Here is a 24914-nt window from a genome sequence, read left to right on the forward strand (position 1 = left end):
CTACTTCGGCGCGGCTTCTTCCAGGGCCTCCGCGATGCGCTTGCGGAGCTCCTCCGCCAGGAGCGTGACCTGGGGGGCCCGGAGGATCGAGTAGTGGTCGCCCTCCAGTTCGAGCAGCGTCACGCCCCCCAGGCCCAGGGCGGCCCATCCGCGATCCCGGCCGAGCGGCGCGGCATCCACGCTCCGGCTGGCGCGGAACACGGTGATGCGGCCCTCGTGCGGAGTGGGGGTGTACTGAAGGGTCGCCTTGCGGTTGAGCTCGAAGACGCGCATCAGGAGGCGGAAGTCCTTCAGCTCCACGTCCGGCGTCACCGCTCCGGCCTTCTTCGCCTCGTCCAGCAGTCGCGCCAGGAGCGCGTCGTTCGAAGGCGGGTCGCCGGCCCCAGGGGCCTCCTCGAAGAGCGCCGCCAGCTCCTGGTTGATCTGCTCGCCTTCCGTGCCCGTGCCGCCGGTCTGGCTCACGGAGCCCGGATCCAGCAGCGCCAGCAGCGCCACGGTCTGTCCCGCCGCTCGCAGTTGGCGGGCCATCTCGTACGCGACGGCTCCACCCATGGACCAACCCGCGAGCAGGTAGGGCCCTTCGGGCTGCTGCGTGCGCACGGCTTCGACGTAGGTGGTCGCCATCGCCTCGATGGTTTTCAGCGGCTCCTGCTCTCCTTCGACGCCGAGGGAGCGCAGGCCGTAGAACGGCTGATCCCGTCCCAGTTGCCGCGACAGCTCCACGTAGCCGAGGACGTTGCCGCCGGCCGGGTGGACGCAGAACAACGGAGGACGGCTGCCTTCCGGCTGGATGGGCACCAGCGGCGACAGCGACGGAGCAGCGTCGTGACGCAGGAGTGCCGCCAGTCGCTCCACCGTCGGACTCAGGAAGAGCGCCGCCAGCGGCAGGCCCTTGCCCAGACGCTTGCGGATCGCCGTCATCAACCGGACCGCCAGGAGTGAGTGGCCTCCCAGTTCGAAGAAGTCCGCATCGACGCTGATCGGCTGCATCCCCAGCAGGTCCTCCCAGATCGACACCAACTGCAACTCCGTCGTGTCACGGGGCGCGATGACCTTGCCTGTGACGCTCGTTCCCACCGCGGGCATCGGCAGGGCCTTGCGGTCCACCTTCCCGTTCGCGTTGAGCGGCAGCGCCTCCAGCACCACGAACGCCGACGGCACCATGTACTCCGGCAACCGCCCCTTCAGCTCGCTTCGCAGCGTCGCCACGTCCACGCGATGGTTCGGTTGAGGCACCACGTACGCCACCAGCCGCTTGTCTCCCGGTGCATCCTCACGCACCACCACCACCACGTCGCGGATGGAAGGCTGCGCTCCCAGCGCTGCTTCCACTTCTCCCAGCTCGATGCGGAAGCCTCGCACCTTCACCTGGAAGTCCATTCGTCCCAGGTACTCCAGCGTCCCGTCTCGGCCCCACCGCACCTTGTCTCCCGTGCGGTACAGCCTCGCTCCTGCCTTCTCGCTGAAGCCGTCCGGCACGAAGCGCTCCGCCGTCAACCCCGGCTGGCCCAGGTAGCCTCGCGCAAGGCCCTCGCCTCCCAGGTACAGCTCGCCCGGCACTCCCACCGGCACCGGCCGCCCCTTCCCGTCCAGCACGTACGCCTGCGTGCCTTCCAGCGGCCGGCCAATCCTCGGCTCCGTCTTCGCCCCGCGCTCCACTCGCGCGTGCGTCGAGTACGTCGTGTCTTCCGTCGGGCCGTAGAGGTTGTTGACTTCCTTCACCTGCGGCAGCGCGTACAGCGCCTGCACCAGTCGGTTCGGCAGCGCTTCACCCGCCAGGTTCACCGTCGCAACCGTCGACGGGATGCCTCCGCTTCTCACCAGCTCCGCCACCGCCGACGGCACCGTGTTCAGCAACGTCACCCGGTGCGCTTCCTTCAACCCCGCCAGCGCCAGCGCGTTCTGCGCCACCACCACCGTCCCGCCACTCACCAACGGCGCGAAGACTTCGAACACCGACAAGTCGAAGTTCAGCGACGTCGCCGCCAGCACTCCCTTCAACTGCTCCGCATTGAACGTCCCCGTCGCCCACTTCAGGAACGCCACCGCGCTCGCGTGCGTCACCGCCACGCCCTTCGGACGGCCCGTGCTTCCTGACGTGTACAGCACGTACGCCAGCTGCTGCGCCGCTCCCGTGTTGCCCAGGCTCTCCACCGGGTAGCCGTTCAGCACCGGTGCGTCCGTGTCCAACCTCACGCGCTGGCCCGTGTACTCCGGTAGCACGTCCTCCAGGCCCGCCTGCGTCACCACCACTGGCGCGCCTGTCCCCTCCAGCATGTAGGCCAGTCGCTCCTTCGGGTACGTCGCGTCCAGCGGCACGTACGACGCTCCCGCCTTCAGCACCCCCAGCAGCGCCACCACCATCGCTTCCGTGCGCTCCACGCACACGCCCACCCGGCTCTCCTCGCCCACTCCCAACGTCCGCAGGTGACGCGCCAACTGGTTCGCTCGCGCTTCCACCTGCGCGTACGTCAGCTCCGCTCCCGCGTGCACCACCGCCACCGCGCCCGGCGTCTTCGCCACTTGCGCCGCGAAGAGGCTGTGGATCGTTTCCGCTTCCTCACGCTCCGGAGCCACCGGACCCGCGAACTGCTTCAGCACCTGCTGCCGCTCCTGCGCCTCCAGCAGCGGTACGTCCCAGATGCTCGCATCCGCGTCCTTCGCGATGCCTTCCAGCAGCACCGTCAGGTGCCCCAGCATCCGTTGGGCCGTCTCCGCGTCGTACAGGCCGGTGTTGTATTCGAGCGACGTCGCGAGGCCGCGGCCTGTCTCCGCCATGGCCAGCGACAACTCGAACTTCGCGGCTCCGCTCCCGGTATCGACTTCGCGCAAGGCCAGCGATTCGTTACCGGACGAGCCTCCCTCCTGCCCGTTCGCGTTGTTCTGGAGCGTGAACATCACCTGGAACAGCGGTGAGCGGCTCAGGTCGCGCTCCGGATTCAACTCCTCCACCAGCTTCTCGAACGGCACCTCCTGGTGCGCGTACGCGCCCAGCGTCGTCTCCTTCACCTGACGCAGCACCTGCCGGAAGCTCGCGCCCTCCTCCAGCTTCGTGCGCAGCACCAGCGTGTTCACGAAGAAGCCGATGAGCCCTTCCAGCTCCGTGCGGTTACGACCCGCGATGGGCGTTCCCACGCTGATGTCCTGCTGACCGCTGTAGCGCGCCAGCACCACCTGCCATGCCGCCAGCAACACCATGAAGGACGTCGCTCCTTCCTGACGGGCCAGCGTCGACACGGCCTCCTCCAGCGACCTCGGCAACATCACCGCCGCGTTCGCGCCCACGAAGGTCTGCACGGCAGGCCTCGGATGATCCGTCGGCAGCTCGATGGCCCGTGGTGCGCCTTCCAGTTGCTGACGCCACCAGGAGAGCTGCGTCTCCAGCACGTCGCCCTGCAGCCATCCGCGCTGCCAGGACGCGTAGTCCGCGTACTGCACCTCCAGCTCCGGCAACGGCGAGGGACGGCCCTCCGCGTACGCGGCGTAGAGCGCGGCCACTTCGCGCACCAGCACCCGCATCGACCAGCCGTCCGACACGATGTGGTGCATCACCAGCACAACCACGTGCTCCTCCTCCGACACGGAGAGCAGCGCCGCGCGGAAGAGCGGGCCCTGGCTCAAGTCGAAGGGACGCGCGGCTTCGGCTTCCGCGAAGCGACGTGCCTCCGCCCTTCGCTCCTCGGCCCCTTGCGCGGAGAGCGGGATGCGCTTCAGCGTCTCCGTCGCCCGTGGCGTGATGACCTGGATCGGTTCGCCTTCGATCCCCTGGAACGTGGTCCGCAGGGCTTCGTGCCGACGCACCAACTCCGTGAACGTGCGCTCCAGTGCCGACACGTCCAGCCGCCCCGTCAGCCGGACCGCCGACGGCAGGTTGTAGAGCGCGCTGCCCGGCTGCAGTTGATCCAGGAACCACAGGCGCTGCTGCGCGAAGGACAACGGTTCGCGGCCCGTGCGCGGACGGGCAACCAGCGGGGGCTGCTTCGTGCCCTTTCCTCCCGCCACCTCCGAGTCGATCCGCTCCGCCAACGCATGCAACACGGGCGCTTCGAAGAGGGCCCTCAGCGGCACCTCCACCCCGAAGGCCGTGCGGAGACGTGACACCACCTGCGTCGCCAGCAACGAGTGTCCACCCAACTCGAAGAAGTCGTCCCGAGCGCCCACCTGTCGCACGCCCAGGACCTGCGCCCAGAGGGCCGCCAGCACTTCCTCCGTCGCCGTGCTCGGCGCCTCGTACCGGCCTGCCTGCGACAGACCCACCTCCGGGGCCGGGAGGGCCTTGCGGTCCACCTTGCCGTTGACGTTGAGCGGCAGCGCTTCCAGCACCACCAGCGCCGACGGCACCAGGTACTCCGGCAACCGCTGCTTCAGCGCCGCGCGCAGCGCCTGCGACTCCACCGCTTCGCCCGGCTTCGCCACCACGTACGCCACCAGCCGCTTGCCCGTCGCGGCGTCTTCCCGCACCACCGCCACGGCCTCGCGGACTCCGGCCTGCGCCACCAGCGCCGCTTCCACTTCGCCCAGTTCGATGCGGTAGCCCCGCACCTTCACCTGGAAGTCCAACCGGCCCAGGTACTCCAGCGTTCCGTCCTCCCGCCAGCGGGCCTTGTCGCCCGTGCGGTACAGCCTCGCCCCCGCACGGCCGCTCAGCCCGTCCGGGATGAAGCGCTCCGCCGTCAGGTCCGCGCGGCCCAGGTATCCCCGCGCCAGGCCCTCTCCGCCCACCAGCAGTTCGCCCGCCACGCCCACCGGGACCGCGCGGCCGGCTTCGTCCACCACGTACACGTCCGTGTTCGCGATGGGCCGACCGAGCGGCACCACCTCCACCGCCTCGCGCGGCGTCTCCCACGCCACGCAGTCGATGCACGCTTCCGTCGGGCCGTACTGGTGCACCAGCGTCGCGCCCAGCTTCTTCATGAAGCGCCGGTGCAGCCCCGCTCCCAACGCTTCACCGCCGCAGAAGACGTACCGCAGGCCCGCGCAACCCTCCACGCCCGCCGTGTCCAGGAAGGCACCCAGGGGCGCCGGCCCGAAGTGCACGTGCGTCACGCCGTGCTCCGCCACCGTCTTCACCAGGTACTCCGTGTCGCGCTGGCCTCCCGGCTTCGCGAGCACCAGCCGCGCTCCACTCACCAGCGGGGCCCAGACCTCCCACACCGAGATGTCGAAGCTGCTGGAGGCCTTCGCCAGGAACGCGTCGCCTCCCGCCATCGGGAAGCGCTCCTGCCGCCAGTGCAGGTGGTTGACGACGGCGCGGTGTCCCACGCCCACGCCCTTCGGCTTGCCGGTGCTGCCCGACGTGTAGATGACGTACGCCAGGGCTTCGGCATCCCGGGCTTCGTCGCGGGCGAGGCCCTGCACGGAGGCCACGGAGGAGAGCGCTTCCTCCACGTGGACCACGCGCGCGGACGTCGCGGGCAGCTCATGCGCCCGCGCCGCGTGCGCCAGCACCAACGTCGCGCCGCTGTCCTCCAGCATGAAGCCCAGCCGCTCCGCCGGATACTCCACGTCCAGCGGCACCCAGGCGCCTCCCGCCTTCAGCGTGGCCACCTGCGCCACCACCAGCGCCGCGGAACGCTCCAGCGCCAGGCCCACCTTCACCTCCGGGCCCACGCCCCAGGCGCGCAGCTTCGCCGCCAGTGTTTCAGCGGCTTCGTCCAATTGCCGGTAGCTGAGCGTCCCTTCTTCGCTGACGAGCGCCACTGCCCCTGGCGTCTTCCGCGCCTGCGCTTCGAAGAGGCCGTGCAGCGTCGCCTCCCGTGGGAAGAGCGCCTGCGTCTGGTTCCACTCCATCAGCACCCGCTGCGCCTCGGCGCCTCGCAGCAGGACCCCCTCCTCGATGCGGGTGTCGGGACGGACCGTCACTTCTTCCAGGAGGGCGCCCAGGTGCTTGAGCAACCGCTTCGCGGTCCCTTCCTCGAAGAGGTCCGTGTTGTACGTCAGCGTCGCCGCGAGTCCCTGGCCCGTCTCCGACATGGACAGCGTCAGGTCGAACTTCGCCGTCGATCCTTCCGTCTCCACCGCGCGCAGGGTCAGCCCGCCCGGCAGGGACTGGCCTTCGCCCACCGGCGCGGTGTTCAGCGTGAAGGACACCTGGAACAGCGGCGTACGGCTCAGGTCGCGCTCCGGCTTCAGCTCCTCCACCAGCTTTTCGAACGGCACCTCCTGGTGCGCGTACGCGCCCAGCGTCATCTCACGCACCTGGGCCAGCACCTGCCGGAAGGACTGCTGCCCCTGCACCTTCGTGCGCAGGACCAGCGTATTGACGAAGAAGCCGATGAGGCCCTCCAGCTCCGTCTGGTTGCGACCCGCGATGGGCGTTCCCACGCTGATGTCCTGCTGCCCGCTGTAGCGCGCCAGTACCACCTGCCAGGCCGCCAGCAGGAGCATGAAGGACGTGACGCCCTCCCGCTGTGCCAGCGCCTTCACCTGCTCCTCCAGCGAGCGCGGCAGGGCCACCGAGTGGTTCGCGCCCCGGAAGCGCTGCACCGCCGGACGCGGCTTGTCCGTCGGCAGCTCCAACGCGGGCGGCGCGCCTTCCAGTTGCTGACGCCACCAGCCGAGCTGCGCCTCCAGCACCTCGCCCTTCAGCCATCCCCGCTGCCACGTCGAGTAGTCCGCGTACTGCACCGGCAGCTCCGGCAGCGGAGACACGTGGCCTTGCGTGAAGGCGCCGTAGAGAGCGCCCACTTCCTTCACCAACACGCCCATCGACCAGCCATCCGACACTACATGGTGCATCACCAGCACCAGGACGTGCTCGGTGGCGCTCAGTCGCAGCAGCTTCGCTCGGAAGAGCGGGCTCTGGCTCAGGTCGAACGGACGCTGGGACTCCCACTGCGCCCGACGCTGGGCTTCGGCTTCGCGCTCGGTGGCGGGCAGCGTTTCGAGGTCCACCGACTCCAGCACCGACTTCGACGACGGCGCGACCACCTGCGCGGGCTGACCGTCACGCACCTGGAAGGTCGTGCGCAGGGATTCGTGACGCCGCACCAGTTCATCGAAGGTGCGACGCAGGGCCTCCACATCCAACGGCCCCGACAGCCGGACGGCCGCGGGCAAGTTGTAGAAGGCACTGCCCGGCTGGAGCTGATCCAGGAACCACAGGCGCTGCTGCGCGAAGGACAGCGGCTCCTCTCCCGTGCGCTCCTGCTTCACGAGCGCGGGCATCGTCGCGCGACGACCCGACTGCTGAGCCGACTCCACCTTCTGGGCCAGCTCCGCGACGGTGGGGGCTTCGAAGAGGGCTCGCAGCGGCAGCTCGACGTTGAACGCCGTGCGGATGCGCGACACCGCCTGCGTCGCCAGCAGCGAGTGCCCACCCAGTTCGAAGAAGCTGTCCTGGATGCCCACCTGCTTCACGCCCAGCACCGCTTCCCACAGCGAGGCGAGCACCTGCTCCGTCTGGCTGCGCGGCGCCACGTAGACGTGCGCGCGCTCCGCTCCGGCCTCCGGCTTCGGCAGGGCCTTGCGGTCCACCTTCCCGTTCGCGTTGAGCGGCAGGGCCTCCAGCACCACGAACGCCGACGGCACCATGTACTCCGGCAACCGGCCCTTCAGGGCGCTTCGCAGACTCGCCGCGTCCGCCGTGTGGCCCGACTGCGCCACCACGTACGCCACCAGCCGCTTGTCTCCCGGTGCATCCTCTCGCACCACCACCACCACGTCGCGCACTTGCGGCTGCGCTCCCAGCGCTGCTTCCACTTCTCCCAGCTCGATGCGGAAGCCTCGCACCTTCACCTGGAAGTCCATTCGTCCCAGGTACTCAAGGCTGCCGTCCCGGCCCCACCGCACCTTGTCTCCCGTGCGGTACAGCCTCGCTCCTGCCTTCTCGCTGAAGCCGTCCGGTACGAAGCGCTCCGCCGTCAACCCAGGCTGCCCCAGGTAGCCTCGCGCAAGGCCCTCTCCGCCCAGGTACAGCTCGCCCGGCACTCCCACCGGCACCGGCTGCCCCTTCGCGTCCAGCACGTACGCCTGCGTGCCTTCCAGCGGGCGTCCAATCCTCGGCTCCGTCTTCGCTCCGCGCTCCACTCGCGCGTGCGTCGAGTACGTCGTGTCTTCCGTCGGGCCGTAGAGGTTGTTGACTTCCTTCACCTGCGGCAGCGCGTACAGCGCCTGCACCAGCCGGTTCGGCAGCGCCTCTCCGGCCAGGTTCACCGTCGCAACCGTCGACGGGATTCCTCCGCTTCTCACCAGCTCCGCCACCGCCGACGGCACCGTGTTCAGCAACGTCACCCGGTGCGCTTCCTTCAACCCCGCCAGCGCCAGCGCGTTCTGCGCCACCACCACCGTCCCGCCACTCACCAACGGCGCGAAGACTTCGAACACCGACAAGTCGAAGTTCAGCGACGTCGCCGCCAGCACTCCCTTCAACTGCTCCGCATTGAACGTCCCCGTCGCCCACTTCAGGAACGCCACCGCGCTCGCGTGCGTCACCGCCACGCCCTTCGGACGGCCCGTGCTTCCTGACGTGTACAGCACGTACGCCAGCTGCTGCGCCGCTCCCGTGTTGCCCAGGCTCTCCACCGGGTAGCCGTTCAGCACCGGTGCGTCCGTGTCCAACCTCACGCGCTGGCCCGTGTACTCCGGTAGCACGTCCTCCAGGCCCGCCTGCGTCACCACCACTGGCGCGCCTGTCCCCTCCAGCATGTAGGCCAGTCGCTCCTTCGGGTACGTCGCGTCCAGCGGCACGTACGACGCCCCCGCCTTCAGCACGCCCAGCAGCGCCACCACCATCGCTTCCGTGCGCTCCACGCACACGCCCACCCGGCTCTCCTCGCCCACTCCCAACGTCCGCAGGTGACGCGCCAACTGGTTCGCTCGCGCTTCCACCTGCGCGTATGTCAGGTGCGTTCCCTCGTGCACCACCGCCACCGCGCCCGGCGTCTTCTCTGCCTGCGCCGCGAAGAGACCGTGGAGGGTTTCCGCGGCCTCTCGCTCCGGAGCCACCGGGCCCGCGAACTGCTTCAGCACCTGCTGACGCTCCTGCGCCTCCAGCAGCGGCAGGTCCCAGATGCTGGCATCCGCGTCCTTCGCGATGCCTTCCAGCAGTACGCCCAGGTGCCCGAGCAACCGCTGTGCGGTCTCCGCGTCGTACAGGTCGGTGTTGTACTCGAGCGATGCCGACAGGCCTCGGCCCGTTTCCGTCATCCCCAGCGTCAGGTCGAACTTCGCCGTGGTTCCTTCCGTATCCACGGGACGCAACTCGAGCCCGGACGGAAGCGTCTCGCCCGCTCGGGTCGACACGTTCTGCAAGGTGAACATCACCTGGAAGAGCGGCGTGCGGCTCAGGTCGCGCTCCGGCTTCAGCTCCTCCACCAGCTTTTCGAACGGCACCTCCTGGTGCGCGTACGCGCCCAGCGTCGTCTCTCGCACCTGGCGCAGCACCTGACGGAAGCTCGCGCCCTCCTCCAGCTTCGTGCGCAGCACCAGCGTGTTCACGAAGAAGCCGATGAGGCCTTCCAGCTCCGTCCGGTTGCGGCCCGCGATGGGCGTTCCCACGCTGATGTCCTGCTGCCCGCTGTAGCGCGCCAGCAGCACCTGCCATGCCGCCAGCAGCACCATGAAGGGCGTCGCGCCCTCCTGGCGTGCCAGGGACTTGACGGCCTCCTCCAGCGCCTTCGGGAGCACATGGGACGCATTGGCGCCGTGGAAGGTCTGGACCGCGGGCCTCGTCCGGTCCGTCGGCAACTCCAGCGCGTGCGGCGCGCCTTCCAGTTGCTGACGCCACCAGCCGAGCTGCGCCTCCAGCACCTCGCCCTTCAGCCACCCACGCTGCCACGCCGCGTAGTCCGCGTACTGCACTTCCAGCTCCGGCAGCGGTGACGCGCGGCCCTCCGCGTACGCGCTGTAGAGCGCGGCCACTTCGCGCACCAGCACGTCCATCGACCAGCCGTCCGACACGATGTGGTGCATCGCCAGCACCAGCACGTGCTCCGACGCCGCCAACCGCACCAGCGTCACTCGGAAGAGCGGGCCCTGGCTCAGGTCGAACGGACGAAGAACCTCGGTGCTCACCTGCTTGCGGAGTTCCGTCTCACGCAGGGCTTCCGGTACGCCGTCCAGCACCGTGAGGTTCCAGGCCACTGCCGGGTCTGGAGCGATCTCCTGGAAGGGCTGGCCGTCATGCACCCGGAACGTCGTGCGCAGGGACTCGTGACGCCGCACGAGTTCATTGAACGTGCGATGGAGTGCCCCCACATCCAGTGCGCCGGAAAGACGCACCACCATGGGGAGGTTGTAGGAGGTCCCCCCAGGCTGGAGCTGATCCAGCAACCAGAGGCGCTGCTGGGCGAAGGACAACGGCTCCCGCCCCGTCCGCGCCACGGCTTCCAACGTCGGCGCCGTCAACGCCTGTCCCGCGTTCCGGGCCGCTTCGACCTTGAGGGCCAGCCCGGCCACTGTCGGAGCCTCGAAGAGGGCTCGCAGCGGCAGCTCGACGTTGAACGCCGTGCGGATGCGTGACATCGCCTGCGTCGCCAGCAGGGAGTGCCCACCCAGTTCGAAGAAGCTGTCCTGGATGCCCACCTGCTTCACGCCGAGCAATCGCGCCCACAGGAGCGTGAGCACTTCCTCGGTCTCCGTGCGCGGCGCCACGTACTCATGGCTGCGTTCCGCGCCGGCCTCCGGCTTCGGCAGCGCCTTGCGGTCCACCTTCCCGCTCGCGTTGAGCGGCAGCGCCTCCAGCACCACGAACGCCGACGGCACCATGTACTCCGGCAATCGGCCCTTCAGCGCGCTTCGCAGACTCGCCGCGTCCGCCGTGTGGCCCGACTGCGCCACCACGTACGCCACCAGCCGCTTGTCTCCCGGCGCGTCCTCACGCACCACCACCACCACGTCGCGGATGGCGGGCTGCGCTCCCAGCGCTGCTTCCACTTCTCCCAGCTCGATGCGGAAGCCTCGCACCTTCACCTGGAAGTCCATTCGTCCCAGGTACTCCAGCGTCCCGTCTCGGCCCCACCGCACCTTGTCGCCCGTGCGGTACAGCCTCGCTCCTGCCTCCTCGCTGAATCCGTCCGGCACGAAGCGTTCCGCCGTCAGCCCGGGCTGGCCCAGGTAGCCTCGCGCAAGGCCCTCGCCTCCCAGGTACAGCTCGCCCGGCACTCCCACCGGCACCGGCTGCCCCTTCCCGTCCAGCACGTACGTCCTCACGTTGTGCAGCGGCACACCCACCGTCGGCTGCGTGCCTCGCTCCACCGCGAACGCCGTCGCGTCCACCGTGCACTCCGTCGGGCCGTACACGTTGAAGGTGCGCGTTCCCTTCGCGGACCCCAGCACCTCCCACATCGCCGCGTCGATGGCCTCACCGCCCGAAACCACCAGCGCAGGCGCGCCCTCTCCTTCCAGCAGGCCCTCCACCAGCAGCAGCTTCAGCAGCGACGGCGTGCAGTCCAGCGCCACCACGGCGTTGCTCCGCTGCCACGCCACCAGCGCTTGCGCGTCCTTGCGCGTCGCTTCCGGCACGATGCACAGGCGGTGGCCGTCCAGCAGTTGCACCCACTGCTGCACCGACGCGTCGAATACCAACGGCGCGTTGAGGCTCACCCGCGAGCCCGCGGGCAGCCCCTGGTACACCGTCCGCTTCAGTCCTTCCTGCAGGTTGAGCACCGAGCCGTGGCGCACCATCACGCCCTTCGGCTGGCCCGTGCTTCCTGACGTGTACAGCACGTACGCCAGTTGCTCCGCCCCGCTCGTGTTGCCCAAGCCCTCTTCCGGATACGTGGCCAACAGGCTCGCGTCCGTGTCCAGCCGCACGCGCTGGCCGCTGACTTCCGGCAGCACGTCTTCCAGGCCCGCCTGTGTCACCACCACCCGCGCGCCCGTGGCCTCCAGCATGTAGGCCAGTCGTTCCTTCGGGTACATCCCATCCATCGGCACGTATGCCGCCCCGGCCTTCAGCACGCCCAGCACCGCCACCACCAACTCCACCGAGCGCTCCACGCACACGCCCACCCGGCTCTCCTCACCCACCCCCAGCGTCCTCAGGTGACGCGCCAGTTGGTTCGCACGCGCCTCCACCTGCGCGTACGTCAGCCGCGTCCCTTCGTGCTCCACCGCCACCGCGTCCGGCGTCCGCTTCACCTGCTCCGCGAAGCGTCCGTGAATCGTCTCCGTGCCCCCGGACACTTCAGGGGCCACCGTGCCCACGAAGCGCTTCAGCACCTGCTGACGCTCTTCGGCTGCCAGCAGCGGCAGGTCCCAGATGCTCGTCTCCGCGTCCTGCGTGAGCCCAACCAGCAACGTCCCGAAGTGCCCCAGCAGTCGCTGCGCCGTCTCCGCGTCGTACAGGTCCGTGTTGTATTCGAGCGACGCCGCGAACCCCTGGCCCGTCTCCGACATCGCCAGGGTCAGGTCGAACTTCGCCGTCGCACCGTCCGTCTCCTCGGGGCGCACCGACAGGCCGGCGCCTGAGGGCAGGGCTTCCTCTGAACCCCTGGCGCTGTTCTGGAGCGTGAACATCATCTGGAACAGCGGCGAGCGGCTCAGGTCGCGTTCCGGCTTCAGCTCTTCCACCAGCTTCTCGAACGGCACCTCCTGGTGCGCATACGCACCCAGCGTCGTCTCCTTCACCTGACGAAGCACCTGACGGAACGAAGGGCTGCCTTCCAGACGCGCGCGGATCACCAGCGTGTTCACGAAGAAGCCGATGAGTCCTTCCAGCTCCGTGCGGTTACGGCCCGCGATGGGCGTTCCCACGCTGATGTCCTGCTGACCGCTGTAGCGCGCCAGCAGCACCTGCCATGCCGCCAGCAGCACCATGAAGGACGTCGCTCCTTCCTCGCGCGCCAGGACCGACACCGCATCTTCCAGCGACTTCGGCAACACCACCGAAGCAAGCGCCCCCCGCACCGACTGGATCGCGGGCCTTGGCCGGTCCGTCGGCAGTTCGAGGTTCCTCGGAGCCCCCGACAACTGCTGCCGCCACCAGTGGAGCTGCGCATCCAGCGCATCATCTCGCAGCCATCCCCGCTGCCAAGCCGCGTAGTCCGCGTACTGCACCGGCAGTTCGGGCAGCGGTGACGCTCGGCCTTCGGCATACGCGCTGTAGAGCGCGACCACCTCACGCACGAGCACCCGCATCGACCAACCGTCGGAGACCGCGTGGTGCATGACGAGCACCAGCACGTGCTCCTCTTCCGACACCGTGAGCAGGGTCGCGCGGAAGAGCGGGCCCTGGCTCAAATCGAAGGGACGCGCGGCTTCCTTCTCCACGAAGCGCCGCACTTCGGCCTGCCGTGCATTGACGAGACGCAGCGTCCCCGTGGCCATCGACGTGATGACCTGGACCGGTTCGCCTTCGCGGACCTGGAACGTGGTCCGCAGGGCCTCATGCCGACGCACCAACTCTTCGAAGGTACGCTCCAGCGCCGGCACGTCCAGCCGGCCCGACAGCCGGAGGGCGGTAGGCAGGTTGTATTGGGCGCTGCCCGGCTGGAGCTGATTCAGGAACCACAGGCGCTGCTGAGCGAAGGAGAGCGGCTCTGCTCCCGTCCTCGCCACGGGCACCAGGGCCGGAACACGGGACCCCGTGGTGTCGTCGGCCGCGCGTACCGCTTCATCCACCTTCCGCGCGAGGCGGGACACCGTGGGTGCCTCGAAGAGCGCACGCAGGGGCAGCTCCACACCGAACGCAGAACGCAGGCGCGACATCGCCTGGGTGGCCAGCAACGAGTGCCCACCCAGCTCGAAGAAGCTGTCCTCCGCCCCCACCTGGGGCACGCCCAGGACCTGGGCCCAGAGGCTCGCGAGCAACACCTCCGTCGGGGTGCTCGGGGCCACGTGTTGGCCCGTCCGGGACACGGACGCCTCGGGTGCCGGCAACGCGCGCCGGTCCACCTTGCCGCTGGTGTTGAGCGGCAGGGCCTCCAGCACCACGAACGCCGACGGCACCATGTACTCCGGCAACTGTTCGCGCAGGAAGGCGTGGAGCACGGACGGCTCCGTCGCCGTGGCGCCTTCGCTGACGACGTACGCCACCAGCCGCTTGCCACCCCGGGCTTCGTCGCGCACGACCACCACGCACTCGCGCACCGTGGGGTGCAGGGCGAGCGCCTGTTCGATCTCTCCGGGCTCGATGCGGAAGCCACGGACCTTGAGCTGATCATCCGCGCGACCCAGGAACTCCAACGTCCCTTCAGCCAGCCAGCGCACCCGGTCGCCGGTCCGGTACAGCCGGGCTCCAGGCTCGGAGGTGAACGGATCCGGGATGAAGCGCTCCGCCGTCAACGCGGGCCGGCGCAGGTATCCGCGCGAGACGCCCGCGCCCGCGACGTACAGCTCGCCCCCGACTCCGATGGGAACCGGTCGCAAACGGGCATCCAGCACGTAGGCCCGCATGTTGGTGATGGGCTGACCAATGGGCGGCGCCTGCGTCGACGCACGCACCACGGCCGAGGTGGAGACCACCGTGCCTTCCGTGGGGCCGTAGTGATTGACGACCTGGAACGGCAGGCCTTCAACGTCCACGCGGTGCAGCCGGTCTCCGCCCGTCAGCAGCGTCCGGAGCGCGGTGGTGCCGGGCCACTCGCGGGCGACCACCGCCTCCGCGAGCACCGTGGGCAGGAACGCGACGGTGATGCGCCGTTCGGTCAGCCAGTGCACCAGCTCGGAGGGCGCGGTGCGCACCTCTTCCGGCGGCAGGTGCAGGCTCGCGCCCGCGGCGAGCGTGGGCCAGATCTCCCAGACGGACGCGTCGAAGGCCAGGCCCGCGAGCTGCGTCGTGCGGTCCGCCTCCGTCACACCGTAGGCGCGCTGATGCCACGTCACCAGGTTGCCCAGGCTCGCGTGTTCCACCTCCACGCCCTTCGGCCGGCCCGTGCTTCCCGAGGTGTAGATGACGTACGCGAGCTGTCCTCCCACCGCCGGGGCCAGCGCCCCGGCCTCCGGGGCCACGAGGGTCTCCCAGTCCGAGTCCAGGCACAGCACGTGCGCCGGGCCTTCCGGCAACGCGTCCCGCAGGGAACGCTGCGAGAGCACCACCGGCATCCGAGCGTCTTCAAGCAGGTACGCGAGTCGCTCGCGGGGATGGGCCGGATCCAACGGGACGTAGGCACCACCCGCCTTGAGCACGGCCAACATGCCCACGACCATCTCGGGCGAGCGCTCCACGCACAGGCCCACGCGGACCTCCGCGCCCACGCCCAAGGCACGCAGGTGCCGGGCGAGCCGGTTCGACCGCGCCTCCAGCTCCCCGTACGTCAGCTTCACGCCCGTGGCCGACTCGACCGCCAACGCCCCGGGCGCCCGCGCGGCCTGGGCCGCGACACGCTCGTGCACGGCACCGTCCGCGGGAAACGCGACGTGGGTGTCGTTCCAGCGCAGCAGGACCTGCTCGCGCTCGGCCGCATCCAGCAGCGGCACGTCCCAGACGTCCGCATCCGCGTCCTTCGCGAGGCCGTCCAGCAAGAGCCCCAGGTGCTTCAACATCCGCTCCGCCGTCGTCGGGTCGAAGAGGTCCGTGTTGAATTCGAGCGACGCGAAGAGGCCTGAAGGCTCATCCATCATGGAAAGCGTCAGGTCGAACTTCGCCGTGTCCCCAGGCGTTTCGAGCGAGCGCAGCGACAGGCCGCCTTCGGAAGCCGGGGCCTCCGATGTTCCCGCCTCCGCGTTCTGGAGCGTGAACATCACCTGGAACAGCGGCGTACGGCTCAGGTCGCGCTCCGGCTTCAGCTCCTCCACCAGCTTCTCGAACGGCACCTCCTGGTGCGCGTACGCCCCCAGCGTCGTCTCCTTCACCTGACGAAGCACCTGCCGGAACGACGGGCTGCCTTCCAGACGCGCGCGGATCACCAGCGTGTTCACGAAGAAGCCGATGAGTCCTTCCAGCTCCGTGCGGTTGCGGCCCGCGATGGGCGTCCCCACGCTGATGTCCTGCTGTCCGCTGTAGCGCGCCAGCAGCACCTGCCATGCCGCCAGCAGCACCATGAAGGGCGTCGCGCCCTCCTGGCGTGCCAGGGACTTGAGCTGCGCTCCAAGCTCCTTGGGCCATTGCGCCGAGCGATGGGCACCCCGGAACGTCTGCACTCCGGCCCTCGGCCGGTCCGTGGGCAGCTCCAACGCATGAGGGGCGCCCGCGAGCTGCGCCCGCCACCAGGACAGCTGCGACTCCAGGACGTCGCCCTTGAGCCACCCGCGCTGCCAGGCCGCGTAGTCCGCGTACTGCACCGCCAGCTCCGGCAAGGGAGATGGACGGCCCTGCGAGAAGGCCGTGTAGAGCGCCTGCACCTCACGCACGAGGACGCCCGTGGACCAGCCGTCCGACACGATGTGGTGCATCACCAGCACCAGCACGTGGTCCTGTTCGGACAGGCGCAACAACGTGACGCGGAGCAGGGAGTCCCGCCCCAGGTCGAACGGCCGCCGCGCTTCCAGTTCGACACGACGCCGCATGTCGGCTTCGCGCTGCGTGGCGTCCACCGCGTCGAGCGCCACGACTTCCCACGGCAGGTCGCGCGTGGAGTCGATGTGCTGGACGGGCTGTCCGTCTCGCACCTGGAATGTCGTGCGCAGGGCTTCATGCCGACGCACCAGCTCCTGGAACGTGCGCTGCAAGGCGCCGATGTCCAGCGCGCCCGTCAGCCGCACCGTCGCGGGCAGGTTGTACGACGCGCTCCCAGGCTGGAGCTGATCCAGCAGCCAGAGGCGCTGCTGCGCGAAGGACAACGGCTCCGAGCCCGTGCGGACGGAGGCCACCAGCTTCGGGGCGGTCAGGCCAGTGTTCGTGGCCAGCACCGCTTCGACCTTGAGGGCCAGTTCCGCGATGGTGGGGGCTTCGAAGAGGGCTCGCAGCGGCAGCTCGACGTTGAACGCCGTGCGGATGCGCGACACCGCCTGCGTCGCCAGCAGTGAGTGGCCTCCCAGTTCGAAGAAGCTGTCCTGGATGCCCACCTGCTTCACGCCCAGCACCGCTTCCCACAGCGAGGCGAGCACCTGCTCCGTCTGGCTGCGCGGCGCCACGTAGACGTGCGCGCGCTCCGCTCCGGCCTCCGGCTTCGGCAGGGCCTTGCGGTCCACCTTCCCGTTCGCGTTGAGCGGCAGTGCCTCCAGCACCACGAAGGCCGACGGCACCATGTACTCCGGCAGCCGGCCCTTCAGGGCGCTTCGCAGACTCGCCGCGTCCGCCGTGTGGCCCGACTGCGCCACCACGTACGCCACCAGCCGCTTGTCTCCCGGTGCATCCTCTCGCGCCACCACCACCACGTCGCGCACTTGCGGCTGCGCTCCCAGCGCTGCTTCCACTTCTCCCAGCTCGATGCGGAAGCCTCGCACCTTCACCTGGAAGTCCATTCGTCCCAGGTACTCAAGGCTGCCATTCAGGCCCCACCGCACCTTGTCGCCCGTGCGGTACAGCCTCGCTCCCGCCTTCTCGCTGAAGCCGTCCGGTACGAAGCGCTCCGCCGTCAACCCCGGCTGCCCCAGGTAGCCGCGCGCAAGGCCCTCTCCGCCCAGGTACAGCTCGCCCGGCACTCCCACCGGCACCGGCTGCCCCTTCCCGTCCAGCACGTACGCCTGCGTGCCTTCCAGCGGCCGGCCAATCCTCGGCTCTGTCTTCGCTCCGCGCTCCACCCGCGCGTGCGTCGAGTACGTCGTGTCTTCCGTCGGGCCGTAGAGGTTGTTGACCTCCTTCACCTGCGGCAGCGCGTACAGCGCCTGCACCAGCCGGTTCGGCAGCGCCTCTCCGGCCAGGTTCACCGTCGCAACCGTCGACGGAATGCCTCCGCTTCTCACCAGCTCCGCCACCGCAGACGGCACCGTGTTCAGCAGCGTCACCCGGTGCGCTTCCTTCAGCCCCGCCAGCGCCAGCGCGTTCTGCGCCACCACCACCGTGCCGCCGCTCACCAACGGCGCGAAGACTTCGAACACCGACAAGTCGAAGTTCAGCGACGTCGCCGCCAGCACTCCCTTCAACTGCTCCGCCTTGAATGTCCCCGTCGCCCACTTCAGGAACGCCACCGTGCTCGCGTGCGTCACCGCCACGCCCTTCGGTCGGCCCGTGCTTCCTGACGTGTACAGCACGTACGCCAACTGGCTGGGGACGCTGCTCGCGTTGCCCAGGCCCGCTTCCGAGTACGTGGCCAGCAGGCCCGCATCCGTGTCGAGCCGCACGCGCTGGCCCGCGTACTCCGGCAGCACGTCCTCCAGGCCCGCCTGCGTCACCACCACTGGCGCGCCTGTCCCCTCCAGCATGTAGGCCAGTCGTTCCTTCGGGTACGTCGCGTCCAGCGGCACGTACGACGCCCCCGCCTTCAGCACGCCCAGCAGCGCCACCACCATCGCTTCCGTGCGCTCCACGCACACGCCTACCCGGCTCTCCTCCCCCACCCCCAACGTCCTCAGGTGACGCGCCAGCTGGTTCGCTCGCGCTTCCACCTGCGCGTACGTCAGCTCCGCTCCCGCGTGCACCACCGCCACCGCGCCCGGCGTCTTCGCCGCTTGCGACGCGAAGAGGCCGTGGATCGTTTCCGCGGCCTCACGCTCTGGAGCCACCGGACCCGCGAACTGCTTCAGCACCTGCTGCCGCTCCTGGGCCTCCAGCAGCGACAGGTCCCAGATGCTCGCCTCCGCGTCCTGCGTGAGCCCATCCAGCAACGTCCCGAAGTGCCCCAGCAGTCGCTGCGCCGTCTCCGCGTCGTACAGGTCCGTGTTGTATTCGAGCGACGCCGCGAGACCCTGCTCCGTCTCCGCCATCCCCAGCGTCAGATCGAACTTGGCCGTCGACCCTTCCGTCTCCAGCGATCGCAGCGCCAGCCCTTCGTTCGGACGCACCTCTCCCGTGTTCGGCGAGACCGTCTGCATCGTGAACATCACCTGGAAGAGCGGCGTGCGGCTCAGGTCGCGCTCGGGACGCAGCTCTTCCACCAGCTTCTCGAACGGCACTTCCTGGTGCGCGTACGCACCCAGCGTCGTCTCGCGCACCTGACGCAGCACCTGACGGAAGCTCGCGCCCTCACCCAGCTTCGTGCGCAGCACCAGCGTGTTCACGAAGAAGCCGATGAGCCCTTCCAGCTCCGTGCGGTTGCGGCCCGCGATGGGCGTTCCCACGCTGATGTCCTGCTGACCGCTGTAACGGGCCAGCAGCACCTGCCACGCCGCCAGCAGCACCATGAAGGACGTGGCGCCCTCCTGACGTGCCAGCGCCTTCAGCGTTTCGTTCAGCGCCTTCGGCAGCAGCAGGGACGCGTTGGCGCCATGGAAGCGCTGCACCGCCGGACGCGGCCGATCCGTCGGCAGCTCCAGCGCATGCGGGGCGCCCGCCAACTGCTGACGCCACCAGAAGAGCTGCGCCTCCAGCACGTCGCCCTTCAGCCACCCACGCTGCCACGCCGCGTAGTCCGCGTACTGCACCGCCAGCTCCGGCAGCGGCGAAGAGCGGCCTTCAGCGTACGCGCTGTAGAGCGCGCCCACTTCGCGCACCAGCACGTCCATCGACCAGCCGTCGGACACGATGTGGTGCATCACCAGCACCAGCACGTGCTCCGTTTCCGTCAGCCGCAGCAGCTTCGCGCGGAAGAGCGGGCCCTGGCTCAAGTCGAACGGATGCAGGGCTTCCGCGCTCACCCGACTCCGGAGTTCCTTCTCGCGCTGGCCTTCCGGCAGGCCGTCCAGCGCCGTGAAGCTCCAGGCCACTGCCTGGGACGAAGCAATCACCTGGAAGGGCTGGCCGTCGTGCACCTGGAACGACGTGCGCAGGGACTCGTGGCGCCGCACCAGTTCGTCGAAGGTGCGACGCAGGGCCTCCACGTCCACGGTGCCACTCATCCGCACCGCCATCGGGAGGTTGTACGACGCGCTCCCGGGCTGGAGCTGATCCAGCAGCCAGAGGCGCTGCTGCGCGAAGGACAACGGCTCGCGCCCCGTCCGCGCCACGGCTTCCAGCTTCGGCACCGTCAACGCCTGTCCCGTGCTCCGTGCCGCCTCGACCTTGAGGGCCAGCTCCGCGACCGTGGGGGCTTCGAAGAGGGCTCGCAGCGGCAGCTCGACGTTGAACGCCGTGCGGATGCGCGACACCGCCTGCGTCGCCAGCAGTGAGTGGCCTCCCAGTTCGAAGAAGCTGTCCTGGATGCCCACCTGCTTCACGCCCAGCACCGCTTCCCACAGCGAGGCGAGCACCTGCTCCGTCTGGCTGCGCGGCGCCACGTAGACGTGCGTGCGCTCCGCTCCGGCCTCCGGCTTCGGCAGGGCCTTGCGGTCCACCTTCCCGTTCGCGTTGAGCGGCAGCGCTTCCAGCACCACGAAGGCCGACGGCACCATGTACTCCGGCAACCGCCCCTTCAGCTCACTTCGCAGCGTCGCCACGTCCACGCGATGGTTCGGTTGAGGCACCACGTACGCCACCAGCCGCTTGTCTCCCGGCGCGTCCTCACGCACCACCACCACCACGTCGCGGATGGAAGGCTGCGCTCCCAGCGCTGCTTCCACTTCTCCCAGCTCGATGCGGAAGCCTCGCACCTTCACCTGGAAGTCCATTCGTCCCAGGTACTCCAGCGTCCCGTCCCGGCCCCACCGCACCTTGTCGCCCGTGCGGTACAGCCGCGCTCCTGCCTTCTCGCTGAATCCGTCCGGCACGAAGCGTTCCGCCGTCAGCCCGGGCTGCCCAAGGTAGCCTCGCGCAAGGCCCTCTCCGCCCAGGTACAGCTCGCCCGGCACTCCCACGGGTACCGGCTGCCCCTTCGCGTCCAGCACGTACGCCTGCGTGCCTTCCAGCGGCCGTCCAATCCTTGGCTCCGTCTTCGCTCCGCGCTCCACTCGCGCGTGCGTCGAGTACGTCGTGTCTTCCGTCGGGCCGTAGAGGTTGTTGACTTCCTTCACCTGCGGCAGTGCGTACAGCGCCTGCACCAGTCGGTTCGGCAGTGCTTCGCCCGCGAGGTTCACCGTCTCCACCGACGACGGAATGCCTCCGCTTCTCACCAGCTCCGCCACCGCAGACGGCACCGTGTTCAGCAGCGTCACCCGTCCGGCTTCCTTCAGCCCCGCCAGCGCCAGCGCGTTCTGTGCCACCACCACCGTCCCGCCACTCACCAACGGCGCGAAGACTTCGAACACCGACAAGTCGAAGTTCAGCGACGTCGCCGCCAGCACTCCCTTCAACTGCTCCGCATTGAACGTCCCCGTCGCCCACTTCAGGAACGCCACCGCGCTCGCGTGCGTCACCGCCACGCCCTTCGGTCGGCCCGTGCTTCCTGACGTGTACAGCACGTACGCCAACTGCCCAGCCGCTCCCGCGTTGCCCAGGCTCTCCACCGGGTAGCCGTTCAGCACCGGCGCGTCCGTGTCCAACCTCACGCGCTGGCCCGTGTACTCCGGCAGCACGTCCTCCAGGCCTGCCTGCGTCACCACCACTGGCGCGCCCGTTCCCTCCAGCATGTAGGCCAGTCGTTCCTTCGGGTACGTCGCGTCCAGCGGCACGTACGACGCTCCCGCCTTCAGCACGCCCAGCAGCGCCACCACCATCGCTTCCGTGCGCTCTACGCACACGCCCACCCGGCTCTCCTCCCCCACTCCCAACGTCCTCAGGTGACGCGCCAACTGGTTCGCCCGCGCTTCCACCTGCGCGTACGTCAGCTCCGCTCCCGCGTGCACCACCGCCACCGCGCCCGGCGTCTTCGCCACTTGCGCAGCGAAGAGGCCATGAATCGTCTGCGCACCACCCACCGGGGCGTCACGATCAAGGGCCGATACGCCCGCGAAGTGCTTCAGCACCTGCTGGCGCTCTTCGGTTGCCAGCAACGGCAGGTCCCAGACGCTCGCGTCCGTGTCGTTCGCGATGCCGTCCAGCAGCACGCCCAGGTGACCCAACAGTCGCTGCGCCGTCTCCGCGTCGTACAGGTCTGTGTTGTATTCGAGCGACGCCGCGAGGCCCTGCTCCGTCTCCACCATCCCCAGCGTCAGATCGAACTTCGCCGTCGCCCCTTCCGTCTCCAGCGACCGCAGCGCCAGCCCTTCGTTCGGACGCACCTCTCCCGTGTTTGGCGAGACCGTCTGCATCGTGAACATCACCTGGAAGAGCGGCGTGCGGCTCAAGTCACGCTCGGGACGCAGCTCTTCCACCAGCTTCTCGAACGGCACCTCCTGGTGCGCGTACGCGCCCAACGTCGCCTCGCGCACCTGGCGCAGCACCTGACGAAAGCTCGCGCGCTCTCCCAGCTTCGTGCGCAGCACCAGCGTGTTCACGAAGAAGCCGATGAGCCCTTCCAGCTCCGTGCGGTTGCGGCCCGCGATGGGCGTTCCCACGCTGATGTCCTGCTGTCCGCTGTACCGGGCAAGCAGCACCTGCCATGCCGCCAGCAGCACCATGAAGGACGTGGCGCCCTCCTGACGTGCCAGCGCCTTCAGCGTTTCGTTCAGCGCCTTCGGCAGCATCAGGGACGCGTTGGCGCCATGGAAGCGCTGCACCGCCGGACGCGACCGATCCGTTGGCAGCTCCAGCGCATGCGGGGCGCCTTCCAACTGCTGACGCCACCAACCGAGTTGCGCCTCCAGTACCTCACCCTTCAGCCAGCCACGCTGCCACGCCGCGTAGTCCGCGTACTGCACTGCCAGATCCGGCAGCGGTGACACGCGGCCCGCCGCGTAGGCGCTGTAGAGCGCCGAGACTTCGCGCACCAACACGTCCATCGACCAGCCGTCGGACACGATGTGGTGCATCACCAGCACCAGCACGTGTTCGGTGGCACTCAGCCGCACCAGCGTCGCGCGGAAGAGCGGGCCCTGGCTCAAGTCGAACGGACGCAGGGCCTCCGCGCCCACCTGCTTTCGGAGGGCCCCCTCGCGCTGTGATTCCGGCAGGCTGTCCAGGGCCGTGAAGCTCCAGGTCGCTTTCTGGAACGGAGCGACCACCTGGAAGGGCTGACCGTCATGCACCTGGAACGACGTGCGCAGGGCTTCGTGACGGCGCACGAGTTCGTCGAAGGTGCGACGCAGGGCCTCCACGTCCACGGTGCCACTCATCCGCACCGCCATCGGGAGGTTGTACGACGCGCCTCCCGGCTGGAGCTGATCCAGCAGCCAGAGGCGTTGCTGCGCGAAGGACAACAGCTCCCGTCCCGTCCGCGGCAGGGCTTCCAACCGGGGAGCAACCAAGGCGAGTCCCGCGCTCCGGGCTGCATCCACCTTGAGGGCCAGTTCCGCGACCGTGGGGGCCTCGAAGAGGGCTCGCAGCGGCAGCTCGACGTTGAACGCCGTGCGGATGCGCGACACCGCCTGCGTCGCCAACAGCGAGTGGCCTCCCAGTTCGAAGAAGCTGTCCTGGACTCCCACCTGCTTCACGCCCAGCACCGCCTCCCACAGCGAGGCGAGCACCTGCTCCGTCTGGCTGCGCGGCGCCACGTAGACGTGCGCGCGCTCCGCTCCGGCCTCCGGCTTCGGCAGGGCCTTGCGGTCCACCTTCCCGTTCGCGTTGAGCGGCAGCGCCTCCAGCACCACGAAGGCCGACGGCACCATGTACTCCGGCAACCGCCCCTTCAGCTCACTTCGCAGCGTCGCCACGTCCACGCGATGGTTCGGTTGAGGCACCACGTACGCCACCAGCCGCTTGTCTCCCGGCGCGTCCTCACGCACCACCACCACCACGTCGCGGATGGAAGGCTGCGCCCCCAGCGCTGCTTCCACTTCTCCCAGCTCGATGCGGAAGCCTCGCACCTTCACCTGGAAGTCCATTCGCCCCAGGTACTCCAGCGTCCCGTCTCGGCCCCACCGCACCTTGTCGCCCGTGCGGTACAGCCGCGCTCCTGCCTTCTCGCTGAATCCGTCCGGCACGAAGCGTTCCGCCGTCAGCCCGGGCTGCCCAAGGTAGCCTCGCGCAAGGCCCTCTCCGCCCAGGTACAGCTCGCCCGGCACTCCCACGGGTACCGGCTGCCCCTTCGCGTCCAGCACGTACGCCTGCGTGCCTTCCAGCGGCCGTCCAATCCTTGGCTCCGTCTTCGCTCCGCGCTCCACTCGCGCGTGCGTCGAGTACGTCGTGTCTTCCGTCGGGCCGTAGAGGTTGTTGACTTCCTTCACCTGCGGCAGTGCGTACAGCGCCTGCACCAGTCGGTTCGGCAGTGCTTCGCCCGCGAGGTTCACCGTCTCCACCGACGACGGAATGCCTCCGCTTCTCACCAGCTCCGCCACCGCAGACGGCACCGTGTTCAGCAACGTCACCCGGTGCGCTTCCTTCAACGAGGCCAGCGCCAGCGCGTTCTGCGCCACCACCACCGTGCCGCCACTCACCAACGGCGCGAAGACTTCGAACACCGACAAGTCGAAGTTCAGCGACGTCGCAGCAAGCACTCCCTTCAACTGCTCCGCTTTGAACGTCCCAATCGCCCACTTCAGGAATGCCGCCGCGCTCGCGTGCGTCACCGCCACGCCCTTCGGTCGGCCCGTGCTTCCTGACGTGTACAGCACGTACGCCAACTGACTGGGGACGCTGCTCGCGTTCAAGGGCGAGGCGACGTATCCGCCCAGCACCTTGGCATCCGTGTCGAGTCGCACGCGCTGGCCCGTGTACTCCGGCAGCACGTCCTCCAGGCCTGCCTGCGTCACCACCACTGGCGCGCCCGTCCCCTCCAGCATGTAGGCCAGTCGCTCCTTCGGGTACGTCGCGTCCAGCGGCACGTACGACGCCCCCACCTTCAGCACCCCCAGCAGTGCCACCACCATCGCTTCCGTGCGCTCCACGCACACGCCCACCCGGCTCTCCTCTCCCACTCCCAACGTCCGAAGGTGACGCGCCAACTGGTTCGCACGCGCTTCCACCTGCGCGTACGTCAGCTCAGCACCCTCGTGCACCACCGCCACTGCTGCCGGCGTCTTCGCCGCTTGCGCCGCGAAGAGGCCATGGAGGGTTTCCGCGGCCTCACGCTCCGGAGCCACCGGACCCGCGAACTGCTTCAGCACCTGCTGGCGCTCCTGCGCCTCCAGCAGCGACAGGTCCC

1 protein-coding gene (running past one end of the window) is annotated in these 24914 nt (G+C 69.2%); it reads right to left on the reverse strand.

The window, feature by feature from the left end; translation table 11 throughout:
- Positions 1–24914: the 3' portion of a non-ribosomal peptide synthase/polyketide synthase gene (locus tag OV208_RS40255; RefSeq protein WP_267579289.1), read on the reverse strand. Its footprint extends 18700 nt past the window's final position; only the last 24914 of its 43614 coding nucleotides appear in the window; its start codon lies off the right edge, out of view; its stop codon occupies positions 1–3.

The organism is Corallococcus sp. bb12-1 (genome assembly GCF_026626765.1).
GTDB classification, from domain to species: domain Bacteria; phylum Myxococcota; class Myxococcia; order Myxococcales; family Myxococcaceae; genus Corallococcus; species Corallococcus terminator.